Genomic DNA, 18987 nt, shown 5'->3' with positions numbered 1-18987 from the left:
GGGCAGACGCCCCATGGGCAACCGCCATCAAAGTCTTTTCACTTACCTCTGTAGCCCTTGCCCCACAAGCACTCCAGCGATTTACCAGCAACTTGGCACGCCAGTTGCCCCTCCCCTGCCAGACGCCCCAAGTCCATGGGCCCGTTTGCAGGAGGAATTGACTCATGCACCGACCGATACCCAACCCGCTGGCCGTGGCGATTTTCGCCAGCATGCTCCAGCTCCCGGCGCAGGCAGCGCTGTATGCCGTCGACACCGGTCCCTACAACCCCGCCAACGGCGGCTTTGCCGCCTGGTACCAGGATTCGCATGGGCGAACCCTGGACCTGTGCCTGACCAAGGCGGTCAGTTCACGTGTCGCCGGCGCACCCGGCGCACCGTCGTACATGTGCACACTGCTGCCGACGCCCGGCGTGTTCGACGACACCCAGCCGATCGTCTTCCCCACCAACTTCCCCGACGAAGCGTTCTGGTTCACCGCCGACGCTGCCATCGTTGACGCCGCTCGCGGCATCGACCTGAGCTACGGCACGGCGATCGAGGCAGCCTTCGCTGCCGAGGAACCGGTCGAAGGCGACCAGGTGAGTTTCGCCCGGGTGCGCATCCGCGTCGACGTGCCGACCGCCGGCACCTACGTGATCACCCACCCTTACGGCGTTGAGGTGTTCGACGTGCCCGCCGCCGGCCGCCGCGCGATCAACATGACGCGCGACATCGGCATTGCCGGCGCCGGCGATTTCAGCGGCGCCCTCAAGGGCGATGTCGGGCCGTTCCTGCGCAGCGTCAACGGCCCTTACACCGAGGGCAGCGAGCGTTTCATCGGCGACCCCAACCTGGACGAGCGCGTCACCGGCAGCCCGTTCAATACCAACTACGTGCGTATCGAGGGCCCTGGCGGCATCGACCTGCGCACCGAGTTGTTCTCGATCTCCGGCAAGCTCTCCGAGGTGGCCCGGCCTACCCCGTTGATGCCCCTGCGCAGCACCTACTCTCGGCATACCGAGAACGGCGACCTGCGGGCCCAGCAGGACATGTTCGTGCTGGCGCCCCCGCCACCGGCCACTGTCACCCTGACCAGCCAGACCCCGGCCCTGCCCCTGGCCGAAGCCAATGGCACCGGCACCTGGTACGCCCAGTCGGTGATCAACCCGGCACCCGACACCCACCTGCTGATCAGCGCCGACAACAGCCTGGCCATTCCCACCAGCAGCGTGACCAACGCCAGCCTGCCACTGACCGACCTGGTGACCATCACCCGCGCCGAATACAGCCTGGCCAACAGCACCCTGACCCTGGTCGCCAGCACCAGCGACGAGACCTCGCCCCCGCTGCTCACGGCCAAGACCGGCAATGGCACGGTGATCAGCAACCTGACGGGCGACGGCGCAGTGAAGACGCTGAGCACCACCCTGTCGCCCATCCCGCCGGCCAAGGTGCAGGTCACCAGCGCCAATGGCGGTAGCGACATCGAAGACGTGGTGCTGGTGCCATGAACAGACAAAGGCTCAGCCTTCAAGGAGGCAGCATGAACACTTGGCCACGCCGTGCGCTGTTCGCCGCCGGTTTTTCCCTCACTGTTACCAGTGCAGCCTGGGCTGCACTGTCCGAGGTCGACCCGGGCCCCTACACCTTCGCCACCGGCGGTTACCCGATGTGGTACAAGGACGCCGACGGTCTGGCCCTGGAGCTTTGCCAGTCGCGCGCGACCAGTTCGCGGGTCGCCGGGGCCCCGGGTGCGCCGTCCTACATGTGTACGCTGCTGCCGGAGCCGGGCATCTACGATGACGCCCTGCCGCTGGTGTTCCCCGACAACTGGCCACCGGAGATGTTCTGGTTCCTGGCCGAAGCCACCATCCCTGCCGTGGGCAACAGTGGCTATGAACTGGACGCCTACGTGGCGGGCCTTGAGGCCGCGTTTGCCGCCGAGAACCCGGTCGATGGCGATCAGCAAAGTTTTGCCCGTATCCGAATCCGGGTATCGGTGCCCACCGCCGGCACCTACACCATCACCCACCCCTATGGCGTCGAGACGGTCAACGTCGCCACGCCCGGCCGGCGTGCGATCAACATCACCCGCGATATCGGCATCGGCGCACCGGGCAACTTCAGCGGCGCGCTCAACGGTGCGCTCGGGCCGTTCCTGCGCGGGGCTGGCGCACCGTATGTGGAAGTCAACCCGGACACCGGCGCCAGCGAAACCTTCATCGGTGACCCGAACCGGACCGAAGCGGTGCTTGGCAGCCCATTCGGCACCAACTTCATCCGCATCCAGGGCCCGGCCGGGACCATTCAGACCACCCAGTTCACGGTGTCCGGCAAGGTCCTCGACCAGCGTGCGCAAACCCCGGTCACCCTGGAGCGCGCCACCTACTCGCGCAACGGCAGTGGTACCCGCGTGGCGGTGTTCGCGAAAGCCCCCAACAGCGCCAGCCTGTGCCTGCGCAACAGCCTGGCGCTGGTCGGCACGCCGCCTTCGCCTTGCCAGTTCAGCCTGCTTTCAGACAACAACGGGCTGTTCTTCAGCCAGCAACTGAGCCAGGCCGCGCCGCCGTCGGTGGTGGTGGTCACCGCTAGCAACAGCGCCGACAACACCCGGCCGACAGCGCTGTCGAGCAAGCTGTCCGACGTGGTCAAGGTGAGCACCGCGCGGTATGAGTGGGCCAACAAGCGGCTGACCATCGAAGCGCTTTCCAGCGACGAGGTGGTGGTGCCTGACTTGCTTGCCCAGGGCTACGGCCGCCTGTCGAAGTCCGGGACGTTGCAGACCCTGACGGTCAACGACGTCACGCAACCGCCTGCCACCGTCACGGTCAAGTCTGCCCACGGCGGCGTTGATGTGGAACCGGTGGTGGTGGTCGGCACCGCACCGGTCGAAGCCACCAACCAGCCGCCGCTGGCCCAGGCCGATGTCGGCAGCACCAGTGTCGGCGTACCGCTGACCCTGAGCCTGCTGCAGAACGACAGCGACCCGGACGGCAACGTACCGCTGAGCATCACCGACCTGACCCAGCCGGGCACCGGCCTGGGGGGGGTGGTACTCAACGGCACCACTGCCGTCACCTACACCCCACCGGCCGGCGCCACCCAGCCTTTGGTGGCCACCTTCAGCTACCGGGCAATGGACAGCAAAGGCCTGAAGTCCACGCCTGCAAACGTCACCGTCAACGTCGCGCCCAACCGGGCACCGACCGCCAACCCAGAAACCGTCACCACCTTGGGCGTACCGCTGACCATCAACGTGCTGGCAAACGACACCGACCCGGAAGGCAACCTGCCACTGGCGGTCGCCAACCTCACCCAACCCGCCGCCGGCCGCGGCACGGTCAGCACCGATGGCACCAGCATCACCTACACGCCACCGGCCACCGTCACCACGGCGTTCACCACCACGTTCACCTACCAGGCGCGTGACGCGCTGGGGGCGGTGTCCACCTCGGGCACGGTCACCGTCAACGTTCAGCCACGCCCTGCGGCCGAGACCTTCGCGGTCACGGCGGCAACGGTGCAGGCACGCTCCAACAACCGGTTCAACTGGGACATCAGCGGTACGTCCTCGGTGACCACCGGCAACACCATCACCGTGCGCGTGACCACCACCACCGGCGTGCAGACCTTGGGCACCACCACGGTACCGGTGACCGGCCGCTGGCGCCTGGCGGTGAGCAACAGCACCACGGTGATCCCGACAGCAGCACCGACGGCAACCATCACCACCAGCCAAGGCACCACCCGCACCGTCAACGTGACCGTGCAGTGAGGCCGGGAGAACGCCATGAAGCGCCTGTATCCGCTGCTCCTGTGCCTGGCCCTTGCCGGCCACGCCCAGGCCGACGACCTGATGGACAACGCCGACCTTGCCGCCGGCAGCGACCTCGGTGACCCGGTGATCATCCGCCTGCTGCCGGCAGGCGCCGGCCAGGTGGCGGTGATCGAACAGCAGGGTTCGGGCAACCGCGCCGCCCTCGACCAGAACGGCCAGGCCCTGTTGGGCCGCATCGTCCAGGCTGGGGGCGCGCAGGAGGCGTACATCCTGCAAGAAGGTAGTGACCTGATGGCCAGCATCAGCCAACAGGGAAATGGCAACAGCGCGTCGATCCGCCAGAGCGGCACCAGCAACAGCGCCAGCATCGAGCAGATCGGCAACGACAACAGCGCCAGCATCGTGCAGGCCGGCTCGGGTCTCAGCAGTTCCGTGACCCAGGCCGGTAATGGCCAGCATGTGCAGATCACTCAATACCGATAGACCTGGAGGCACCACCATGTTCAAGCTCGCTCCCTTAAGCGCCGCTATCGTCCTGGCCGTCGCCGGCCAGGTCATGGCGGACGACAGCACCTCGACCCAGTCGCAGACCGGCAACCAGAACATCGCCGAAGTCAAACAGACGGTCGCCCCATTTGCCGCCGCCACCCAGACCCAATCTGGCAAAGGCCACAACCACCTGGCGGTGCAGGAAAACAGCACCAGCTACATCGACCAGACCGCCAGCGGCTCGTACAACGCCGGTTACGGCGAGCAGCTGTTCGAAAACGGCAGCCAGATCACCCAACAGGCAGCGGGCACCTACAACGACGCCTTCGCCAGCCAGTCGCTGGGCGAGAACAACGAAGCGCTGCAGGCCCAGCAAGGCGCAGAAAACCGTTCGACCGTGTGGCAGGACAGCCAGTTGGGCAGCCAGGCCACCACCCAGCAGAACGGCCAGCGCAACGAAGCCTTCGTCGAGCAATTGTTCGGCGGCAGCAACAACAAGAGCCTGGTGAACCAGGACGGCCAGGACAACTACGCCGCCGCCGAGCACCTGACGCACAACGACGGCAACATCGAGATCTACCAGCAAGGCAAGCAGAACTGGGCCTACGGCGACCAGCGCGACGGCACCGGCGGCATCATCGCCATCGACCAGAACGGCACGGGCAACTCGATGGAGGTATGGCAGGACACCCAGGTCGGCAGCCAGGCCACGGTCAACCAGAACGGCCAGCTCAACGAAGGCTACATCGACCAGAGCCTGGGCAACGACAACACCGCCCGCCTTTATCAGCAAGGCAAGTCCAACGCCAGCTGGTCCGATCAGTTCGAAACCACGAACTCGACCACCAATATCTCCCAGACCGGCACCAGCAACCTGCACTTCACCTACCAGAACGGTGACAACCAGAGCCTGACCATCACCACCCAGGGCACCGGCAACAAAGTCATGGCCAGCAACTGGAAGGGCGAGAAACTCGGCGGGCAGTTCGGTAGCGACCAGACCGCCGTGATCAACCAGAAAGGCACCGGCAACGCCGTCAACCTGACCCAGAACGGTAGCTTGCAACTGGCCACCCTGGGCCAGAAAGGCACCAACAACTCGATGGAAACCAAGCAGGCCGACAGCAACAACGAGCTGTACTTCGAACAGAACGGCACCGACAACATCCTGGTCGCCGACCAGCGCGGCACCGACAACTATGCAACCGGCGACACCAACGGTACCGGCAGCACCATCACCCTCGACCAGTCCGGCTATGCCAACCAGAGCTACACCACCCAGCTGTACGGCAGTGGCAACATCGCCAACATCAAGCAGGGCGACACCGCCAACGTCGCCTACGTGACCCAGGGCGGCAACAACAACAAGGCCGTCGTCGACCAGGCCGGCGCCAACCAGAGCGCCACCATCACCCAGATGGGCAACGGCAACACGGCTACGGCCACCCAGCGTTAAAGGCTCCCCCCTTGAACCGCGCCACCTTCTCTCCCTGGTGTCGCGGTTCCTTTTTCCCGTCTCCGGGCATTGCACAGCCCACGCACAACCCTGTATCGGTGGCAGCGGGTTTACCTGCAATAGGCCAACAACACCCGCAGGGTTAGAATGGCCAGACCCATTACGCGACGTCACCTCCATGATCCAGTCCGACCTCGACCTGTTCGGCCCCCAGCCACAACGTCTGGCCAGCCATACCGTGTTGCTGCCCGGCTTCGCCCTGGCCCAAATCGAGCCGCTGCTGGATGCGCTGCGCCCGGTTCTGCGCGCCGCGCCGTTGAGGAACATGCAGACCCCAGGCGGCTTGAACATGGCCGTGGCATTGACCAACTGCGGTGCGCTGGGCTGGGTAAGTGACGCAAAAGGCTATCGCTACACCCCCATCGACCCACTGAGCGGCAACCCCTGGCCCGCCCTGCCCCAGATACTGCTCGACCTGGCCGAGCGGGCGGCTTCGGCAGCCGGTTTCGATGGCTTCGTACCCGACGCCTGCCTGGTCAACCACTACCTGCCGGGTACCCGCCTGAGCCTTCACCAGGACCGTGATGAAGCGGATTTCGGCCAGCCGATCGTGTCGATTTCACTGGGTTTGCCGGCGGTGTTCCTGTTTGGCGGGCTCCAGCGTTCGGACAAGGCTCAACGCATTGCGCTGAGCCATGGCGATGTACTGGTCTGGGGGGGCGAGGACCGGTTGCGCTTTCATGGCGTGCTGCCGATCAAACCGGGCGTGCATCCGCGCATGGGCGAGCGCAGGATCAACCTCACGTTGCGCAAGGCGGGTTAACTGTGGATGAGCGCGCTTTGCTGTGAAAGCAGCGCAGCCCGGAGCAGGACTATCAGTCGAAGTCGAAGAGCGGTTGGCACACCCCCACCGGCGTCGGATAGGTCCCTTCAGGGCAGGCTACCGGCGGCGGTGGGTTCTGCGCCTGGGCAACCTGAACCAGCCCGGCAGTGGCCAGCAGTGCAATCAATGCAATCTTTTTCATATCGGATTCCTTGTTTGAGGTTCTCGGCGTTGCCCGACAGATCCTATCCCTCGCGCCATTTAGAGGGCTTTAGCCAGAAGCCCTTTGGGTCTTTGGGAAATCCGCTTTCGCTGCGTGGGAAACCTCAGAGCAACAGGTGTAGAGTTTCGGCTCCTGCATTCATATCCAGACTGCATCCCCGTGCGGGTAATCACCGACCTACTCACCAGGTCCGCTCTAACAGGATTGGCATGGTTGCCAGCCCTGTTAGTACGGCATGGCATCGCTGTGGGTTGTCATTGCGGTTGTGACTGGCTCAGGTACTTGTCCACGCTGGCCTTGCCATCCCCTGCATCCCCCGCCACCTGCCACAGGCGCCGTTCGATACCCTGTGCCAGCAAATGCCCCACCGCCGCCTCGATCGCCGACAGCACGCACAGCTGCGCCGGCTCGTTGGTGGTGTAGCCCACCTCGGCCTCCAGCAGTTTCTTGAACTCGATGAACTTGAACACCCCGGCACTGCGGCCCACCGAATAGATGGTCTTGCTGGTCATCACGTTGGCCAGCACCTGCCCGGTACGCACGTCCACCGCGCGCAGGTTGACCGTCACCTGGTCCACTCGGTATTCGCGGGAGATGTCTATCCCTAGGTAGCGCGCGCCTTCTCCTCCGCTGCGCACGTTGGTGTCGTAGGCGATGATGCCGCCTTCGAGCATCAGGTTGGCTGCCTGCAGCGGCGGCAGCTCGGCCATGATGTTTTCCGCAACGTCCGGCTTCTTCTGCGAAGCACGGATGATCTTGCGCTCGGTCAGCAGGTTCTGCAGGCCTTCGCGCTCCAGCACCACGAACCAGCCGCTGGCACTCAGGGCATCCATGAGCATGCTCGCGGCCCCCTGGGTGACGCTGGTGGAGAACGAGCTGGCCGGGGTCGGCTTGTATTGCCCGGTCTGGTCGCGGAAACCATACACCACCGCCATCAGCCGGCCTTTGGGCCGCGGCATGTTGATCAGGTCGTAGTAGGTCGAGGCGCGCGGGGTCAGGGTCGGGGTTTCCGAGTCCTGTTCGGCCGACATGGGTTCGCGCAGGCTGCACCCTTGGAGGCCTTGCAGCGCGGCGAAGATCAGCAAAGTGCTCAGCAGACGTTTCATGGTGTTCTCTCCCCAACTAAAAGCCCTTCCCTCTCAGGGGTTCAGGCCGCTGACCTCAATGATCGAAATTTCTCCCGTGGCGCGGTCGGTGACCTTGATGCTCAGGGCACCAGAGTCGTCGAGCACATCGATCAGGAAAGCGTCGGTAGCCATGCTGCCGGTCTGGCCGTTGCTGATGTTGTCCAGCAGCTGCGACAACATCCGCGACTCCAGCTGGTTGCTGAAGCGCTCCAGGGCCGAGGTGCCGCCGAAGGCGGAGGTACGGTCCTTGAGGTCGGGGTCGTCGTAGTCGTTCTGCGCCTGGGCATTGTTGAGCAGCCAGGTGCCGTTGAGCGGGTTGCCGCCGAAGGCCGGGTTGACCGGCGTGTACACCAGTTCCGTGGCCTGGGCCGCGACGGCGCTGGCCAGCAGGCCGGCGGCGATGCAGTGCGCAATGCGAGTGTTCATAGCTCGTCCCTCTCCAGATCAGTGGTGTCCTGAAGCAGGCGCTGCAGCTTGCGCTGAATCACCTCCTGCTTGACCAGGTCGGCGGCCGCAACGGCCTCATCTTTCAATTGGGTGACATTGGGCGGCAGAAAGCGCCGGTACAGCACGTCACGCTCGAATTCCACGGTCACCAGGCTGCCCCAGCGGGCATCCGGGCGTTCGCGCACCACCAGGTTGAAGTCCAGGCGGCTGGTGGCGCGCAGGCGGTCGGCGAAGTAGTAGTAAAAGTCGTGGCCGATGTGCGAGATGGTGTTGTCGACGATGAAGCCTTTCATCTCGTCTTCGGCTTCGGCATGGGCCACACCGGACACGCCGGCGGCCAGCAGCAAGCCCATGCTCAGGCAAAACACGTTGAGGCTCTTCATGGCGTGTCTCCAGAACCTGCAGTGTGGGTTTGCGCGCCACTGGCGCTTTCGTTGAAGGCCTGTTCGGCGACGAACTGCCAGTCGCTGTAGTGCTCCAGGCCTTCAAAGCCCGACCACTGGGTGTCGAAGCCGCTGCGTTTGAACGGGGTGGCGTCCGAGCGGCTGTGCACGCCGGTGATGCGCCCGTCGATCGAGCGCAGCAGGCCCCATTCGTCACTGCCGGTGATCGGGTCGGGGTACAACCGGCGGATATGGTGCCGGGCCTCGGGGAAGCGATTGTCGTCAAGCAGGTCGGCGAGGTCCTGCGGGTACTGGGCCAGGCCCGGGGATGCGCGGTAGTAGCTGCGCAGCGCCTGGGCGTACTGGCTGCCCACCCACAGCAACTGGCGTTCGTGATCGCGCTGGGCGACGCTGGACCACACTGTGCCGGTAGCGGCCAGGGCCACGCTGCTGACCGCAATCAGCAGTAGCACCCCCAGGTAGGTGAAGCCGGCGCAGGCCTTACCACTCAGCGAAGAGGCTGCCATCACGCGCCCTCCCTGTTGCACCGCTCTTGATGTCAGCCACGCCACCCGCCACACCTTCCGGCGGTGGTACCAGCTGCCAGGCATCGCTGCGTTCGGTGATCGGATCGACCGGGGTGTTGCGCAGGTAACGCAACTCGACCAGTTGCTCCAGTGAATCGGGGTAGTGCCCGGTGTCCCCGTAGAAGTGGTCCAGCGACTCGCGCAACACCGCCAGGCTCTGGCGCAAGGTGGCCTCGCGGGAGCTTTCCAGGCTGTTGAAGTAACGCGGCATGGCGATGGTCATCAACGTGGCGATGATCGCCATTACCACCAGCAATTCGATCAGGGTGAAGCCTTGGCTGCGTTTCATGGCCGTCACCATTGCCCGTAGGGGATGTTGTTGAGGCCTTTGCCGCGGGCCTTGGAGTACACGTCGAAAACGTCTTCGCCTTCACGCGGGTTGTCGGGGCTGCTGTCGTAGGCGCGTACGCCCCAGCCACCGCCGTCCTCCCCCTTGGCCGCCAGCAGCGGGTCATGCGGGATACGCCGCAGGAAGTAGAACTTGGCGCCCTTGGCACTGCGCACATCGCGCACGCCGTCGACCAGCACCTGCAGGTTCGGCGGGTAGCCGCTGGCATCCAGGCGTTTTTCGATGAAGCCGGCGTCGAAGGCTCGCTTGTAGGCGTCGATGGCATCGCGGATCTGGTACAGCGCCTCGCGCAGTTGCTGCTCCTTGCCGCGGCGCACCACGGTTTCGGTCAGTGGTGCGGCCATGCTGGCGAGCAGCCCGAGCAGTGCCAGCGTGAGCACCACCTCGATCAGGCTGAAGCCTTGCGCGCGGCGTTTCATGGACGTGGGCTCCGGGTTGCCGGCACCACCGCCATCTGGCTTTCGACCACCGGTGCCTCACCCGGCTCGGCACTCGGCGCATCGGCTGGCACCGCCCCGGCTGGCAGCGGCTGGGCCAGTTGACGCACCTGCAGGCTCGATTCGGTGCCGGTGGCAAATTCCATGTCCGACGGGCTCTGGTACGGCAGGTTGCGCACGATGCGCGGGGTAATCGCCAGCACCAGTTCGGACTTGCTCATGTCATCGCGATTGCTGCCGAACAGCCGGCCCAGCCCCGGAATGTCGCCAAGCCCAGGGATCTTGTTGCCGCTGGAGGTCTTGTCATTGCGCACGAGGCCCGCCAGCACCTGGGTTTCACCGTCGTGCAGGCGCAGGCTGGTCTGCGCGTTACGGGTGTCGACCTGGACCGGGATGGTGCCCTGGCGGGTCGGCTCCAGCGGGGTGGCGTTGCTGACTTCCAGCGCCACCTTGATCGCCACCTCGTTGTTCAGGTGCACGGTGGGCTGCACTTCGAGCTTCAAGCCGACATCCAGGTAGGTGACGCTTTCGGTGATCACCGGGCCCTGGGTGGAAGGCACCGAGGTTGCGCTGATGATCGGTACCCGCTGGCCGATATGGATGCGCGCCTGCTCGCGGTTGCTGACGCGAATCACTGGGCTTGCCAGGGTGTTGATGTCCTTGTCCTGGGCGTTGATCTTGGCTTGCGGCGCCGGCGAGATGCTGATGCGGCCGGAGTTGATGCCGCGCAGCTGGTCAAGCACGCTGACCGGGTTGCCGTCATCGCTCAACACGCCGAAGGTGTTGGGCCATTGCAGGCCGAGGTCGAGGATGCGCGAGCGGGCCACTTCCATCACTTCCACTTCCAGCACCACCTCGGGGTTGGACTGGTCCTGGGACTGCAGCAGCTTCTCGGCCATGCGCACGGCATCGGGGGTGTCGCGCATGGTCAGGGTGTTGAGGCGTTCGTCGACGAACACGTCGCGGGTCTTGAGCATGGTCTTGACCATGTTCAGCGCGGTGTTGGCGTCGATGCTGGTCAGGTAGAAGGTGCGCATGACCAGTTCCTGGTAATCCTTGGTCTTCTGCGGCGAATCGGGGTAGATCAGCAGGGTGTTGTCGTTGATGATCTTCTGATGCAGCTGGTTCTGCTCCAGCAGCAGCGCCACGGCGTCCTCGATGCGCACATCACGGACGAAGATGGTCGCCTTCATGTCCGGGCGCAGGTCCTTGTCGAAGATGAAGTTGATGCCCGCTACCTGCGACAGCACTTCGAAGATGGTCTTCACTGCCGCGTCGCGAAACTCCAGGGTGACCGGGCGTTCCAGCTTGCTGCGCAGTTGCGGGAACGGCTGCGCGGTGCGCGCCTGGACGTTCTCGATGTCGCTGCGCAGCATGATGCCCTTCTGGTTTTGCGGGTCCAGCCGCAGCACCTCGCGCATGTAGCGCTCGGCACCGAACAGGTCGCCCTGGCGCAGGGCGGCCTGGCCCAGCGCAACGCGGTCGTCGAGGGTGCGCATCAGTTCGATCTGGCGGATGCCTTCCTGGGCACGGCGGTTGTTCGGCTCGAAAGTCAGCACCCGGCCATAGCCGATGCGGGCGCCGGCGAAGTCGTGGCGGGCACGGTCGCTGTCGGCCTGAGCAATCAGCGCCTCGACCGCTTGCTGGCGGCCGTGGGCCAGGGCGATGTTCAGGTCGGTGTCACGCGGGTCTTCGCGCAGCGCTTCCTCCAGGCGGGCGATGCCGGCCTCGTACTGGCCCTCCTGCATCAGCTCCTGGCTGTCCTTGCGCACCGCGCTCGACCCGCAGCCGGCAATGGCCACGCAGAGCGCCAGGAGCATGAATGGAGCAGGCTTGCACAACTTCGATGGCTTCATGGTGCGCTCCCGACAGACAGAGTCTGCGACTGATGCAAAGGCAGGTAGACCAGGTCCAGCTCGTTGGCCGAGACGCGGTCGAGGCGGTAGGTGTCGTCAATCACGTCGCCCTGGCGCACGACGTAGAGTTTTTCGCCGCTCTGCAGGAAGATCTGCAGGTCGTCCCGGTCGCCGATGCGGCCGATGAACTGGAAGGGCAACGCGGGTGCCGTGGGGGCAGCCGCCACTACCGGCGTGGCGATTACAGGTTGTTCGGTGACCGTGGCCAGGGTTTGCAGTGGGGTCCATTGCTGGCGGGGGAACAGATCTTTGGAAGCCTGTTCTGGCTTCATCGCCGGCAAACCAGCTCCCACAGGGGTTGGTGGTGTGGGCGCCAGCTTGCCGGCGATGGGGGCCACCTCACCTTCCTGGCCAAACCAGTGCCCCGGCGCCCAGGCCAACGCCCCGGCAACCCCCAGAAACCCCACCCACACCACTGCGCGCTGAGTGTTCATCACGACCTCGACAGGTAAAGGGTCATGCGCAGGCGGCCGTTGAGCTCGCTGTCGCCGATGCGTTTGCGTTGCAGCTCGAGGTCTTCCAGCACCAGGGTCGGCAACTGGCCCAGCAGGCCGCGCAGGAAGCCGCGGATTTGCGGGTAGCTGCCGCGTACTGGCAGGACGATCTGGTAGCGCGCCAGTTGGGTCTTGGGATCGACGCCCAGTGCGTACTCGCCTCGCGCCAGGCTGATGTGCTCGGCACTGGCAAGGTGGTACAGGCGCTCGATCAGCTCGCTGGCCTCGGGCTGCCCCGGCAGCTGCTGACGCAGGCTGTCCAGCGCTTGCTGTTCAGGCTTGACGGCAATTTTCAGTTCGCCGCGCTTTACCCGTTCTAGCTGGGCGCTGGCATCGGCTTCGGTGGCGCGCAATTCGCGCAGGGCTTGCCACTGCGGCAGCACAGCGGCCAACGCGACACCGGCAGCCAGCACGGCCACTGCGGCGGCGGCCAGGCCGACCGGGCCGAGGCGGCGCAACTGCTCCTGGAGGATCAGTCGGCTTATCGAGTCAGGGGCGCGCATGGCCGGTCTCCCAGGTGGCGGTGAGGGTAAAACGCACCGGGTGCTCGGGCTGGCCCGTCACCACTTCATGGTTGAGCAGCGACACATCGCTGAGCTCGGTGCTCTGTTCCAGGCGGTGGTGGTACTGCAGCATCGATTCCAGGTTGCGCGCCTCGGCGGCGATGCGGACCTGCCCTTTGCGTGCATCGGGGGTCAGGGTGAGCAGCGCCACGTCTTCTTGTGGTTGTGCTTCGAGCATGGCGAACAGTTGTTGCCAAGGCCGTTGCAGTTGCTGCGAAACACTGCGCATCTGTGCCAGGTTTTCGGCCTGTTCACGGCTGGCCGCGCTGTTCTGCGGTGCGGCAGTGGCTGGCCGACGGCCCAGTTGCAGTTCCAGGCCGTGTACGCGGGTTTCAAGGGCTACCTGCTCGGTTTGCAAGTGCTGTTGCAGCAGAACCAGCACGGCCACTGCAGCGCCGCCGAGCATCAGCAGCGACCAGGCCACGGGGCTGCTGCGCCGGGGTTGGAATTCCAGGTCGAGGCGGCGCATCTCAAGCCACCGCTCGCCACATGGCGCACAGCGGGTCGGCTTCGCTGGCCGGTTGGCACAGCTGCACCGCCGCCAGCTGCGGTACGTCGCACCGGACCGGGGCATGCAGGTAGACCTGCGGCATCTGCTCGCCGTACAGCTCGCAGGTGCGTTCGATCAGCGCCTGCAGGGCCTGGTCGCTGTCGGCGCAGCCCTGCGCCAGCACCTGCTGCCAGGCACCGCCGGCTGCCAGCAGCAGCACGCTGCGGCGCGGCTCGGCGAGCACGAAGAGGAAGTCGCCCTGCTGCAGCTGCGCAAGGCATCGGTTGTAGGCGGCCATCAGGTACGGCTGCACCGAACGCAGCTTCAGGCGGCTCTCGCGGCCCAGCGCCTGCAACCCCTGCAGCAGTGCCACAGGGAGAGCCGTGGCAATGCGCGCAGCGCCTGCCGGTTCCGGCGAGAGGGCGATGCGCCAGTCGTCCAGCGACTGCGCGTAGAGGTTTTCGAAACAGGCACGGGCGTAAGCGTCCAACTCACGCGGGTGGCTGATGGCGTCGCTCCACGGCACCAGGCAGAAGCGGCTGTAGCGGGCCGACAGCAGCACCTGCAGCTGGCCGCCGCGCACCGCCTGTTCGGTCAGCAGTGCGGCGAGTGCCTGCAGGGCTGCTTCCCAGGCCGGTTGCGCAGCCTCGCAGGTGAAGGCGCGGCTGCCCAGCCACTGGTGCTGTTTACCGTGCCAGCAACCCAGGCCGACACCCTCTGCGCCGAGCACGGCGCAGTATTGCTTGGCGGCATGATCACGCAATGAATGTGACACGGTTGATCTCCTCGAGTGTGGTGCGGCCCTCGCGGACCAGGTCCAGGGCGGACGTACGCAGCAGGCGCAGGCCGCGTTGGCAGGCCAGCGCCTTGATCTGCGCCAGCGGGCGGCGTTCGACGATCATCTGCCGCAGGTCGTCGTCCAGGTGCAGCAGTTCGGCGATGGCACTGCGGCCGCGGTAGCCACTGCCACGGCACTGGCCACAGCCTTGGGCGCGGACGAACGTCCAGCCGTGTACGGCGTCACGGCTCAGCCCCGAGGCGGCGAGCAGCTCGTCGTCGGCCTCGCAGGGCGTGCAGCAGTGCGGGCAGGCCAGGCGGATCAGGCGCTGGGCCAGCACGGCATTGAGTGCGGAGACGAAGCTGTAGGGGTCGACCTGCATCTGGCTGAAACGGCCGATCACATCGAACACGTTGTTGGCGTGGATGGTGGTGAATACCAAGTGGCCGGTGAGCGCGGACTGCACGGCGATCTGCGCGGTGTCGGGGTCGCGAATCTCGCCGACCAGGATCTTGTCCGGGTCGTGGCGCAGGATCGAGCGCAGGCCGCGGGCGAAGGTCAGGCCCTTCTTCTCGTTGACCGGAATCTGCAGCACGCCGGGCAGCTGGTATTCCACCGGGTCTTCGATGGTGATGATCTTGTCCACACCGTGGTTGATCTCGCTGATCATGGCGTACAGGGTGGTGGTCTTGCCGCTGCCGGTGGGGCCGGTGACCAGGATCATGCCGTAGGGTTCGGCGGCCAGTCGGCGCAGGGCGCGCAGGGTTTCGTCGGCAAAGCCCAGGGCCTGCAGCTGCACGCCGCTGACCCGGTCGGACAGGTCCTGCTTGTCGAGCACCCGCAGCACCGCATCCTCACCGAAGATGCTGGGCATGATCGAGACGCGGAAGTCGATCTGGCGGTCACCGACAGCAATCTTGAAGCGGCCGTCCTGGGGCACGCGCTTCTCGCCGATGTCCAGTTCGGCCATGACCTTGATGCGCGAGATCACCTGGTCGGCGAAGGCGCTGCCGCTGGCCTTGCCGGCACCGTTGAGCACGCCGTCGATGCGGTACTTGATGGTCAGGCCCTGGCCGGTCATGCCTAAGTGGATGTCGCTGGCATGCTGCTTGAGGGCGTCGTACAGGGTCGAGTTGACCAGCTTGACCACCTTGCTCTGGTCTTCGCTGATGCTGGTCAGCGACAGGCGCTGCAGCGGGTCGCTTTCGCTGCTGGCTTCGGCGTCGTGGTCAAGGGCATCGACGGCGTGGAAGCTTTCTTCGTGGCGGGCCAGAAAGGTGGCAAGGTCAGCGGCGTGGGCCAGGTGCAGCGGCGCGCCCTGCAGCACATCGTCGATCCACGCCAGGCGGGCGTGGTCGAAGGGGTCGGCAAACACGCCGTGCAGTTCACCGCCCTGCTCTACCAGGACGAATTCGCGCTTCAGGCACTGGGCCAGGCTGACCTTGTCGAAACGCGGGGTGCTGGCGAGCAGCGCCTGGCTGTCCAGCACCGGATAATGCAGGGTGATGCCCAGGCGGCGGACGAAGGTGTCGGGGGTGTTGCAGGAGAGGCGTTCCAGGCAGTTGAGCAGGCGCTCGTCGCTGGCTTGCAGGCGGGCCTGCGCCAGGAGTTCCCTGGGGTAGGCCGTAACGCTTTGATCGAATACATCGGACATGGCCTGCGACTCCGCTCAGGGGGCGCGTCGCAGGCTCGGTGAGGGCTGCGGGCGCCGCTATTCCCCTGTGAGCAGTTGGTCGTCGTCAGGTCCAGGAGGCTTGGCGCCATTACGGCGGCGGTCGGCCAGGACCCAGCTACCATCGTACAACTGCAGGGGGAACGATTCGTTCCTGGTATGGCGTCGTTCGACGAACCCTTCTGCCGGGTTGTCCGTGGCCCTGCGCCGGCGCTCGATGCCCATCAGGTCGAAGATCGCGCGGGCCAGTTCCACCAACGGGAACGGCTTGAACAGGACATGGGTCACACCCAGTTCGGCGGCGCGCTCACGGACCTCGGCGGTCGGGTGGGCGGTGATCAGCACGAAATGGCTCTGCCTGTTCTTGCGCACGGTCTCCAGGACCTGAAACCCCTCCATGTCGGGCAAGCGGTAATCCAGCACAATCACACCCGGTGCCAGGCTCTCAGCCAGGCCGATACCACTGGCACCATCGTGGGCAACATGAACTTCCAGGCCTTGCGCCTGCAGGTACGCTTGCAGATTCTGCGCAAGGGTCTGTTCGTCATCGACTACCAATACTCTGTTCACCAAGGTCGACTCCCAAGAACTGCCCGGTTCCCCGGTCTGCGAAGTGCGGCCTTGGTAAGGCTTGAGCAGGCTTCGTGCCAGGCGTGAATAGTCATGTTGCACCACTTTAAGTCATTGATTTTGATTGTATCTTTGAAAACCTCAACAACAGGCGCTGGCCCGGTGCCCCACATCCGGGGCACCTGATGGCACTTTGCCAAGCCGTTATTCCCCAGCTTTGGGGAAACGTCATCCGGGCTGCTAGTCAGCGAGTTCCACTGTAGCGGATTCGCGCAAACGTTGGCGCACGCTTTGCCGAGCCTGCGCCTGCAATTGCCCGATGAGCGCGGCCCTGGCCAGAACCAGGCCCTGTTCGGGTATGACTGATGTGTTATCACTTTGGTTCTGCGCTCCTTGCAGTCTTTCTCGATTGGCCTGGTAGAACGCCAGCACGTCAGCCGGGGTGGGTTCCGGTACCGCACTGAGCTGGCTGTATACCTGCTGCGAGGCCAGTTCGTGGCGTATGTAGTCCGCGTATTCTGCCCGGCTGAAACCGGCATCGGCCAGGCGCTGTTCGAACAGTACCGGGCTGCCGAAGGCAGCCTCAACTTCGCCCACCTGGGCCGACACCTGCTCATCGCTGATGACGATGCCACGCAACTGCGCCGCTTGCCACAACAGCTCCTTGTCGATCAGTTCGTCCAACGCCTGGCCGCGCAAGCGTTTGTACAGCGTCGGGTTGCGGATGCTGGTCACCGCTCGGCCCTGGGCCTGGAGGTACTCGCTGAAATAACGCTCCAGGCGCAGCACACCGATGTCCACCCCATTGACCCGCGCCGCCGGCAGATCGGCCCAGCTCGCTTTGGCGACCATCATCAACAGGCACAGCAACAGCGTCCGCATGGCAACCTCCGCTCAAGGGCTGTCCGGCACAGGCCGGTAAGGGGCTACAGAGGTGAAACGCGGCCCGGGCAGCGCCACTGCGACCACATGGGCTCCCGCCATGCCCTGGCGCCGGCCGGGGCCGAAACCGAGTGCCGGGGTCAGCCCGGTGTCGACGTCATGCAAGCCTTCCAGGGCCGCGATCAGGCGCTCGCGGCTGGCATCGCGACCGATCTGTTTGAGGGCCTCGGTCAGCAGGCGCAGGGCGCACAGGGTGTTGACCTGCAGCGACGCCTGGCGCGGGTCGAGGCCTTGGCGCTGCTGCAGGCCGGCCAAGGTCGCCATGCCCTGCGTGGTCCAGTCGCCGGGCACGAACGGATAGGCCAGGAACAGCCGCTCCGACCAGTGCGCCGGCAGCGTGCCCACAGCACTGGCCACCTGGCTGGAGGCGGCGAGCAGATAGGGGGCACGGCCTGCCGCCTGTAATGCCGCAGCCAACTCGGCAAAGGCCTGGGCGCGGCCGAGGAAGACAACCCCCTGCCCCTGCACCGCCTGGCCGGTGAACACCTCGATCGGTGGCGGTGACCAGCCCTGCTGTTGCAGCCGCTCGCGCACCTGCTCGGCCAGCCCCGCTTGGTCGTTGCCGGCGTACACCACATGCAGCCCGTCGGGCGCCAGCCCCAGGGAGGTGCGGGCATGCGCGGCCAGGCTCAGCAACTGCGTGGCGATGCCTGGCAACGGGTCGAAAATCTGTGCGCTGCCACCGCTGCGCGGCGTGTTGCCGATCAAGGGCAGGCCTTGCTGCTCAAGTACCGCGGTCAGGCGCTGGTCGAGCACAGGCGCCAGTGGGCTGATCAGGGCAAAAGGCTGATCCTGACCCAGCAGCTGCTGCAACGCTTGCTCGGCACTGGCGTGGTCGATGCCAGGGTCGGCCACGCGCAGTTCCAGACGCCGTCCATGAATACCACCTTGCTGGTTGAGCTGCGCCACGCCGTCCTCGAGCACGGCGCGCACTACATGCCCAGCTTCGGCCAGCGGCCCTTTTGTGGGCAATAGAGTGCCAAGCCGTAGCACCTCTTCTTCCACGCCCGGGTCACGGTCTTCAGCCAGGCGTTTCAGGTAGGCGGTGAGGTTGCGCTGGTCGGCCTGGGTCAGCTCGAAGCGCGGCATGGCTGAGTCCAGACGGTTGCCGGCTGGGTCGACGCCGTGCGCGATGGCGCGGGCCAGGCTGGCGTCGGCGTAGGCTGGGTAGCTACGGCCGTTGGTCTGCCGCAGGCCTTGGCCCAGGGCCAGGCGCTGCCAGTCGAGGCTCGGTGGGCGGACCCCACCTTCGGTGCGGCCGCGGCCGTCGTTGCCGTGGCAACTGGCGCAAGGCAATACACTGGCGGGGACGTTCATGTCGCTGGCGCCGACCCGGGCGGTGAGTTGGGCGTCGCTGCTGGAAACGCCTTCGCGGTAAAGGCGTTTGCCGGCCTGCTCCTGGGGGGTGAGGTCCATAGCAAAGGCTTGGCCGCATAGACTGAGCGTCAGCAGCAGGGCCAAGGCTCTAGTGGTGTTCATGG

Annotated in this window: 21 protein-coding genes; 5 read left to right on the top strand and 16 right to left on the bottom strand. The window is 65.5% G+C overall.

Annotated elements, in window-relative coordinates; translation table 11 throughout:
• Nucleotides 1-164 precede the first annotated feature (164 nt).
• The 5 genes from ACIPIJ_RS23495 to alkB all read left to right on the top strand — a co-directional run bounded on the left by ACIPIJ_RS23495 (nt 165) and on the right by alkB (nt 6528).
• A complete protein-coding gene (locus tag ACIPIJ_RS23495; RefSeq protein WP_401081134.1) occupies nt 165-1493 on the top strand; it encodes a hypothetical protein in 1329 nt (442 codons plus the stop codon).
• A gap of 32 nt (nt 1494-1525) precedes the next feature.
• Nucleotides 1526-3757, top strand: a complete 2232-nt coding sequence (locus ACIPIJ_RS23490) for an Ig-like domain-containing protein (RefSeq protein ID WP_401081131.1) — start codon at nt 1526-1528, stop codon at nt 3755-3757.
• 15 nt (nt 3758-3772) lie between these two features.
• Nucleotides 3773-4243, top strand: a complete 471-nt coding sequence (locus ACIPIJ_RS23485; protein WP_401081128.1) for a curlin — start codon at nt 3773-3775, stop codon at nt 4241-4243.
• A 16-nt stretch (nt 4244-4259) separates the two neighbouring features.
• Nucleotides 4260-5705, top strand: a complete 1446-nt coding sequence (locus tag ACIPIJ_RS23480; RefSeq protein WP_401081125.1) for a curlin — start codon at nt 4260-4262, stop codon at nt 5703-5705.
• Nucleotides 5706-5883: 178 nt separating this feature from the next.
• Nucleotides 5884-6528 carry a DNA oxidative demethylase AlkB gene (gene alkB / locus ACIPIJ_RS23475; protein WP_401081122.1) on the top strand — a complete coding sequence of 215 codons (645 nt, stop codon included), beginning with the start codon at nt 5884-5886 and terminating at the stop codon, nt 6526-6528.
• Nucleotides 6529-6580: 52 nt separating this feature from the next.
• Here the strand turns inward: alkB and ACIPIJ_RS23470 are convergent, their stop codons facing one another.
• From ACIPIJ_RS23470 to ACIPIJ_RS23395, 16 genes are all read right to left on the bottom strand, one after another.
• Complete coding sequence (locus ACIPIJ_RS23470) at nt 6581-6730, bottom strand: hypothetical protein (RefSeq protein WP_401081119.1); 150 nt, start codon at nt 6728-6730, stop codon at nt 6581-6583.
• Nucleotides 6731-7005: 275 nt separating this feature from the next.
• Nucleotides 7006-7857, bottom strand: coding sequence for a CsgG/HfaB family protein (locus ACIPIJ_RS23465; RefSeq protein ID WP_401081116.1), 852 nt, complete (start codon nt 7855-7857; stop codon nt 7006-7008).
• Between the two features lie 33 nt (nt 7858-7890).
• On the bottom strand, nt 7891-8304 hold the full coding sequence (locus ACIPIJ_RS23460; RefSeq protein WP_401081113.1) for a curli assembly protein CsgF: 414 nt from the start codon (nt 8302-8304) through the stop codon (nt 7891-7893).
• Complete coding sequence (csgE, locus tag ACIPIJ_RS23455; RefSeq protein ID WP_401081111.1) at nt 8301-8708, bottom strand: curli production assembly/transport protein CsgE; 408 nt, start codon at nt 8706-8708, stop codon at nt 8301-8303. Before csgE ends, ACIPIJ_RS23460 begins: the two co-directional genes overlap by 4 nt.
• Nucleotides 8705-9235 carry a type II secretion system protein gene (locus ACIPIJ_RS23450; protein WP_401081108.1) on the bottom strand — a complete coding sequence of 177 codons (531 nt, stop codon included), beginning with the start codon at nt 9233-9235 and terminating at the stop codon, nt 8705-8707. Before ACIPIJ_RS23450 ends, csgE begins: the two co-directional genes overlap by 4 nt.
• Complete coding sequence (locus ACIPIJ_RS23445) at nt 9210-9584, bottom strand: type II secretion system protein (RefSeq protein ID WP_401081105.1); 375 nt, start codon at nt 9582-9584, stop codon at nt 9210-9212. Before ACIPIJ_RS23445 ends, ACIPIJ_RS23450 begins: the two co-directional genes overlap by 26 nt.
• 5 nt (nt 9585-9589) lie before the next feature.
• Nucleotides 9590-10063: a type II secretion system protein gene (locus ACIPIJ_RS23440; protein WP_401081103.1), complete on the bottom strand. Its 474-nt coding sequence runs from the start codon at nt 10061-10063 to the stop codon at nt 9590-9592.
• On the bottom strand, nt 10060-11937 hold the full coding sequence (locus ACIPIJ_RS23435) for a secretin N-terminal domain-containing protein (protein WP_401081100.1): 1878 nt from the start codon (nt 11935-11937) through the stop codon (nt 10060-10062). Before ACIPIJ_RS23435 ends, ACIPIJ_RS23440 begins: the two co-directional genes overlap by 4 nt.
• Entirely contained in the window at nt 11934-12431 is a 498-nt protein-coding gene (locus tag ACIPIJ_RS23430) for a hypothetical protein (RefSeq protein ID WP_401081097.1), read from the bottom strand. Before ACIPIJ_RS23430 ends, ACIPIJ_RS23435 begins: the two co-directional genes overlap by 4 nt.
• Complete coding sequence (gene pilO / locus ACIPIJ_RS23425) at nt 12431-12994, bottom strand: type 4a pilus biogenesis protein PilO (protein ID WP_401081095.1); 564 nt, start codon at nt 12992-12994, stop codon at nt 12431-12433. Before pilO ends, ACIPIJ_RS23430 begins: the two co-directional genes overlap by 1 nt.
• On the bottom strand, nt 12981-13523 hold the full coding sequence (locus tag ACIPIJ_RS23420; RefSeq protein ID WP_401081092.1) for a PilN domain-containing protein: 543 nt from the start codon (nt 13521-13523) through the stop codon (nt 12981-12983). Before ACIPIJ_RS23420 ends, pilO begins: the two co-directional genes overlap by 14 nt.
• 1 nt (nt 13524) lies before the next feature.
• Complete coding sequence (locus ACIPIJ_RS23415) at nt 13525-14319, bottom strand: hypothetical protein (protein ID WP_401081090.1); 795 nt, start codon at nt 14317-14319, stop codon at nt 13525-13527.
• Complete coding sequence (locus ACIPIJ_RS23410; protein WP_401081088.1) at nt 14300-15976, bottom strand: GspE/PulE family protein; 1677 nt, start codon at nt 15974-15976, stop codon at nt 14300-14302. The genes ACIPIJ_RS23415 and ACIPIJ_RS23410 overlap by 20 nt, the downstream gene beginning before the upstream one ends.
• A gap of 57 nt (nt 15977-16033) precedes the next feature.
• On the bottom strand, nt 16034-16567 hold the full coding sequence (locus ACIPIJ_RS23405; RefSeq protein ID WP_401081347.1) for a response regulator: 534 nt from the start codon (nt 16565-16567) through the stop codon (nt 16034-16036).
• A 237-nt stretch (nt 16568-16804) separates the two neighbouring features.
• The gene (locus ACIPIJ_RS23400; RefSeq protein ID WP_401081085.1) at nt 16805-17446 is read right to left on the bottom strand and encodes a SurA N-terminal domain-containing protein; all 642 of its coding nucleotides are present in this window, start codon (nt 17444-17446) and stop codon (nt 16805-16807) included.
• Between the two features lie 12 nt (nt 17447-17458).
• On the bottom strand, nt 17459-18985 hold the full coding sequence (locus tag ACIPIJ_RS23395) for an ABC transporter substrate-binding protein (protein WP_401081082.1): 1527 nt from the start codon (nt 18983-18985) through the stop codon (nt 17459-17461).
• Nucleotides 18986-18987 lie beyond the last annotated feature (2 nt).

Origin of the sequence: Pseudomonas sp. NPDC087185, from assembly GCF_044744955.1 — a bacterium.
Taxonomy (GTDB): domain Bacteria; phylum Pseudomonadota; class Gammaproteobacteria; order Pseudomonadales; family Pseudomonadaceae; genus Aquipseudomonas.
The sequence above is the reverse complement of the archived record's forward strand: the minus strand, read 5'-3'. Positions and strand labels throughout refer to the sequence as shown.

Bases quoted from the DNA above. Each gene is read 5' to 3' on its own strand.
- ACIPIJ_RS23450 (WP_401081108.1), bottom strand. From the start codon at position 9,235: ATGGCAGCCTCTTCGCTGAGTGGTAAGGCCTGCGCCGGCTTCACCTAC.
- ACIPIJ_RS23430 (WP_401081097.1), bottom strand. From the start codon at position 12,431: ATGAACACTCAGCGCGCAGTGGTGTGGGTGGGGTTTCTGGGGGTTGCC.
- ACIPIJ_RS23435 (WP_401081100.1), bottom strand. From the start codon at position 11,937: ATGAAGCCATCGAAGTTGTGCAAGCCTGCTCCATTCATGCTCCTGGCG.
- ACIPIJ_RS23470 (WP_401081119.1), bottom strand. From the start codon at position 6,730: ATGAAAAAGATTGCATTGATTGCACTGCTGGCCACTGCCGGGCTGGTT.
- ACIPIJ_RS23400 (WP_401081085.1), bottom strand. From the start codon at position 17,446: ATGCGGACGCTGTTGCTGTGCCTGTTGATGATGGTCGCCAAAGCGAGC.
- pilO (WP_401081095.1), bottom strand. From the start codon at position 12,994: ATGCGCGCCCCTGACTCGATAAGCCGACTGATCCTCCAGGAGCAGTTG.
- ACIPIJ_RS23440 (WP_401081103.1), bottom strand. From the start codon at position 10,063: ATGAAACGCCGCGCGCAAGGCTTCAGCCTGATCGAGGTGGTGCTCACG.
- ACIPIJ_RS23485 (WP_401081128.1), top strand. From the start codon at position 3,773: ATGAAGCGCCTGTATCCGCTGCTCCTGTGCCTGGCCCTTGCCGGCCAC.
- ACIPIJ_RS23395 (WP_401081082.1), bottom strand. From the start codon at position 18,985: ATGAACACCACTAGAGCCTTGGCCCTGCTGCTGACGCTCAGTCTATGC.
- ACIPIJ_RS23410 (WP_401081088.1), bottom strand. From the start codon at position 15,976: ATGTCCGATGTATTCGATCAAAGCGTTACGGCCTACCCCAGGGAACTC.
- ACIPIJ_RS23460 (WP_401081113.1), bottom strand. From the start codon at position 8,304: ATGAACACTCGCATTGCGCACTGCATCGCCGCCGGCCTGCTGGCCAGC.
- csgE (WP_401081111.1), bottom strand. From the start codon at position 8,708: ATGAAGAGCCTCAACGTGTTTTGCCTGAGCATGGGCTTGCTGCTGGCC.
- alkB (WP_401081122.1), top strand. From the start codon at position 5,884: ATGATCCAGTCCGACCTCGACCTGTTCGGCCCCCAGCCACAACGTCTG.
- ACIPIJ_RS23480 (WP_401081125.1), top strand. From the start codon at position 4,260: ATGTTCAAGCTCGCTCCCTTAAGCGCCGCTATCGTCCTGGCCGTCGCC.
- ACIPIJ_RS23465 (WP_401081116.1), bottom strand. From the start codon at position 7,857: ATGAAACGTCTGCTGAGCACTTTGCTGATCTTCGCCGCGCTGCAAGGC.
- ACIPIJ_RS23420 (WP_401081092.1), bottom strand. From the start codon at position 13,523: ATGCGCCGCCTCGACCTGGAATTCCAACCCCGGCGCAGCAGCCCCGTG.
- ACIPIJ_RS23445 (WP_401081105.1), bottom strand. From the start codon at position 9,584: ATGAAACGCAGCCAAGGCTTCACCCTGATCGAATTGCTGGTGGTAATG.
- ACIPIJ_RS23490 (WP_401081131.1), top strand. From the start codon at position 1,526: ATGAACACTTGGCCACGCCGTGCGCTGTTCGCCGCCGGTTTTTCCCTC.
- ACIPIJ_RS23495 (WP_401081134.1), top strand. From the start codon at position 165: ATGCACCGACCGATACCCAACCCGCTGGCCGTGGCGATTTTCGCCAGC.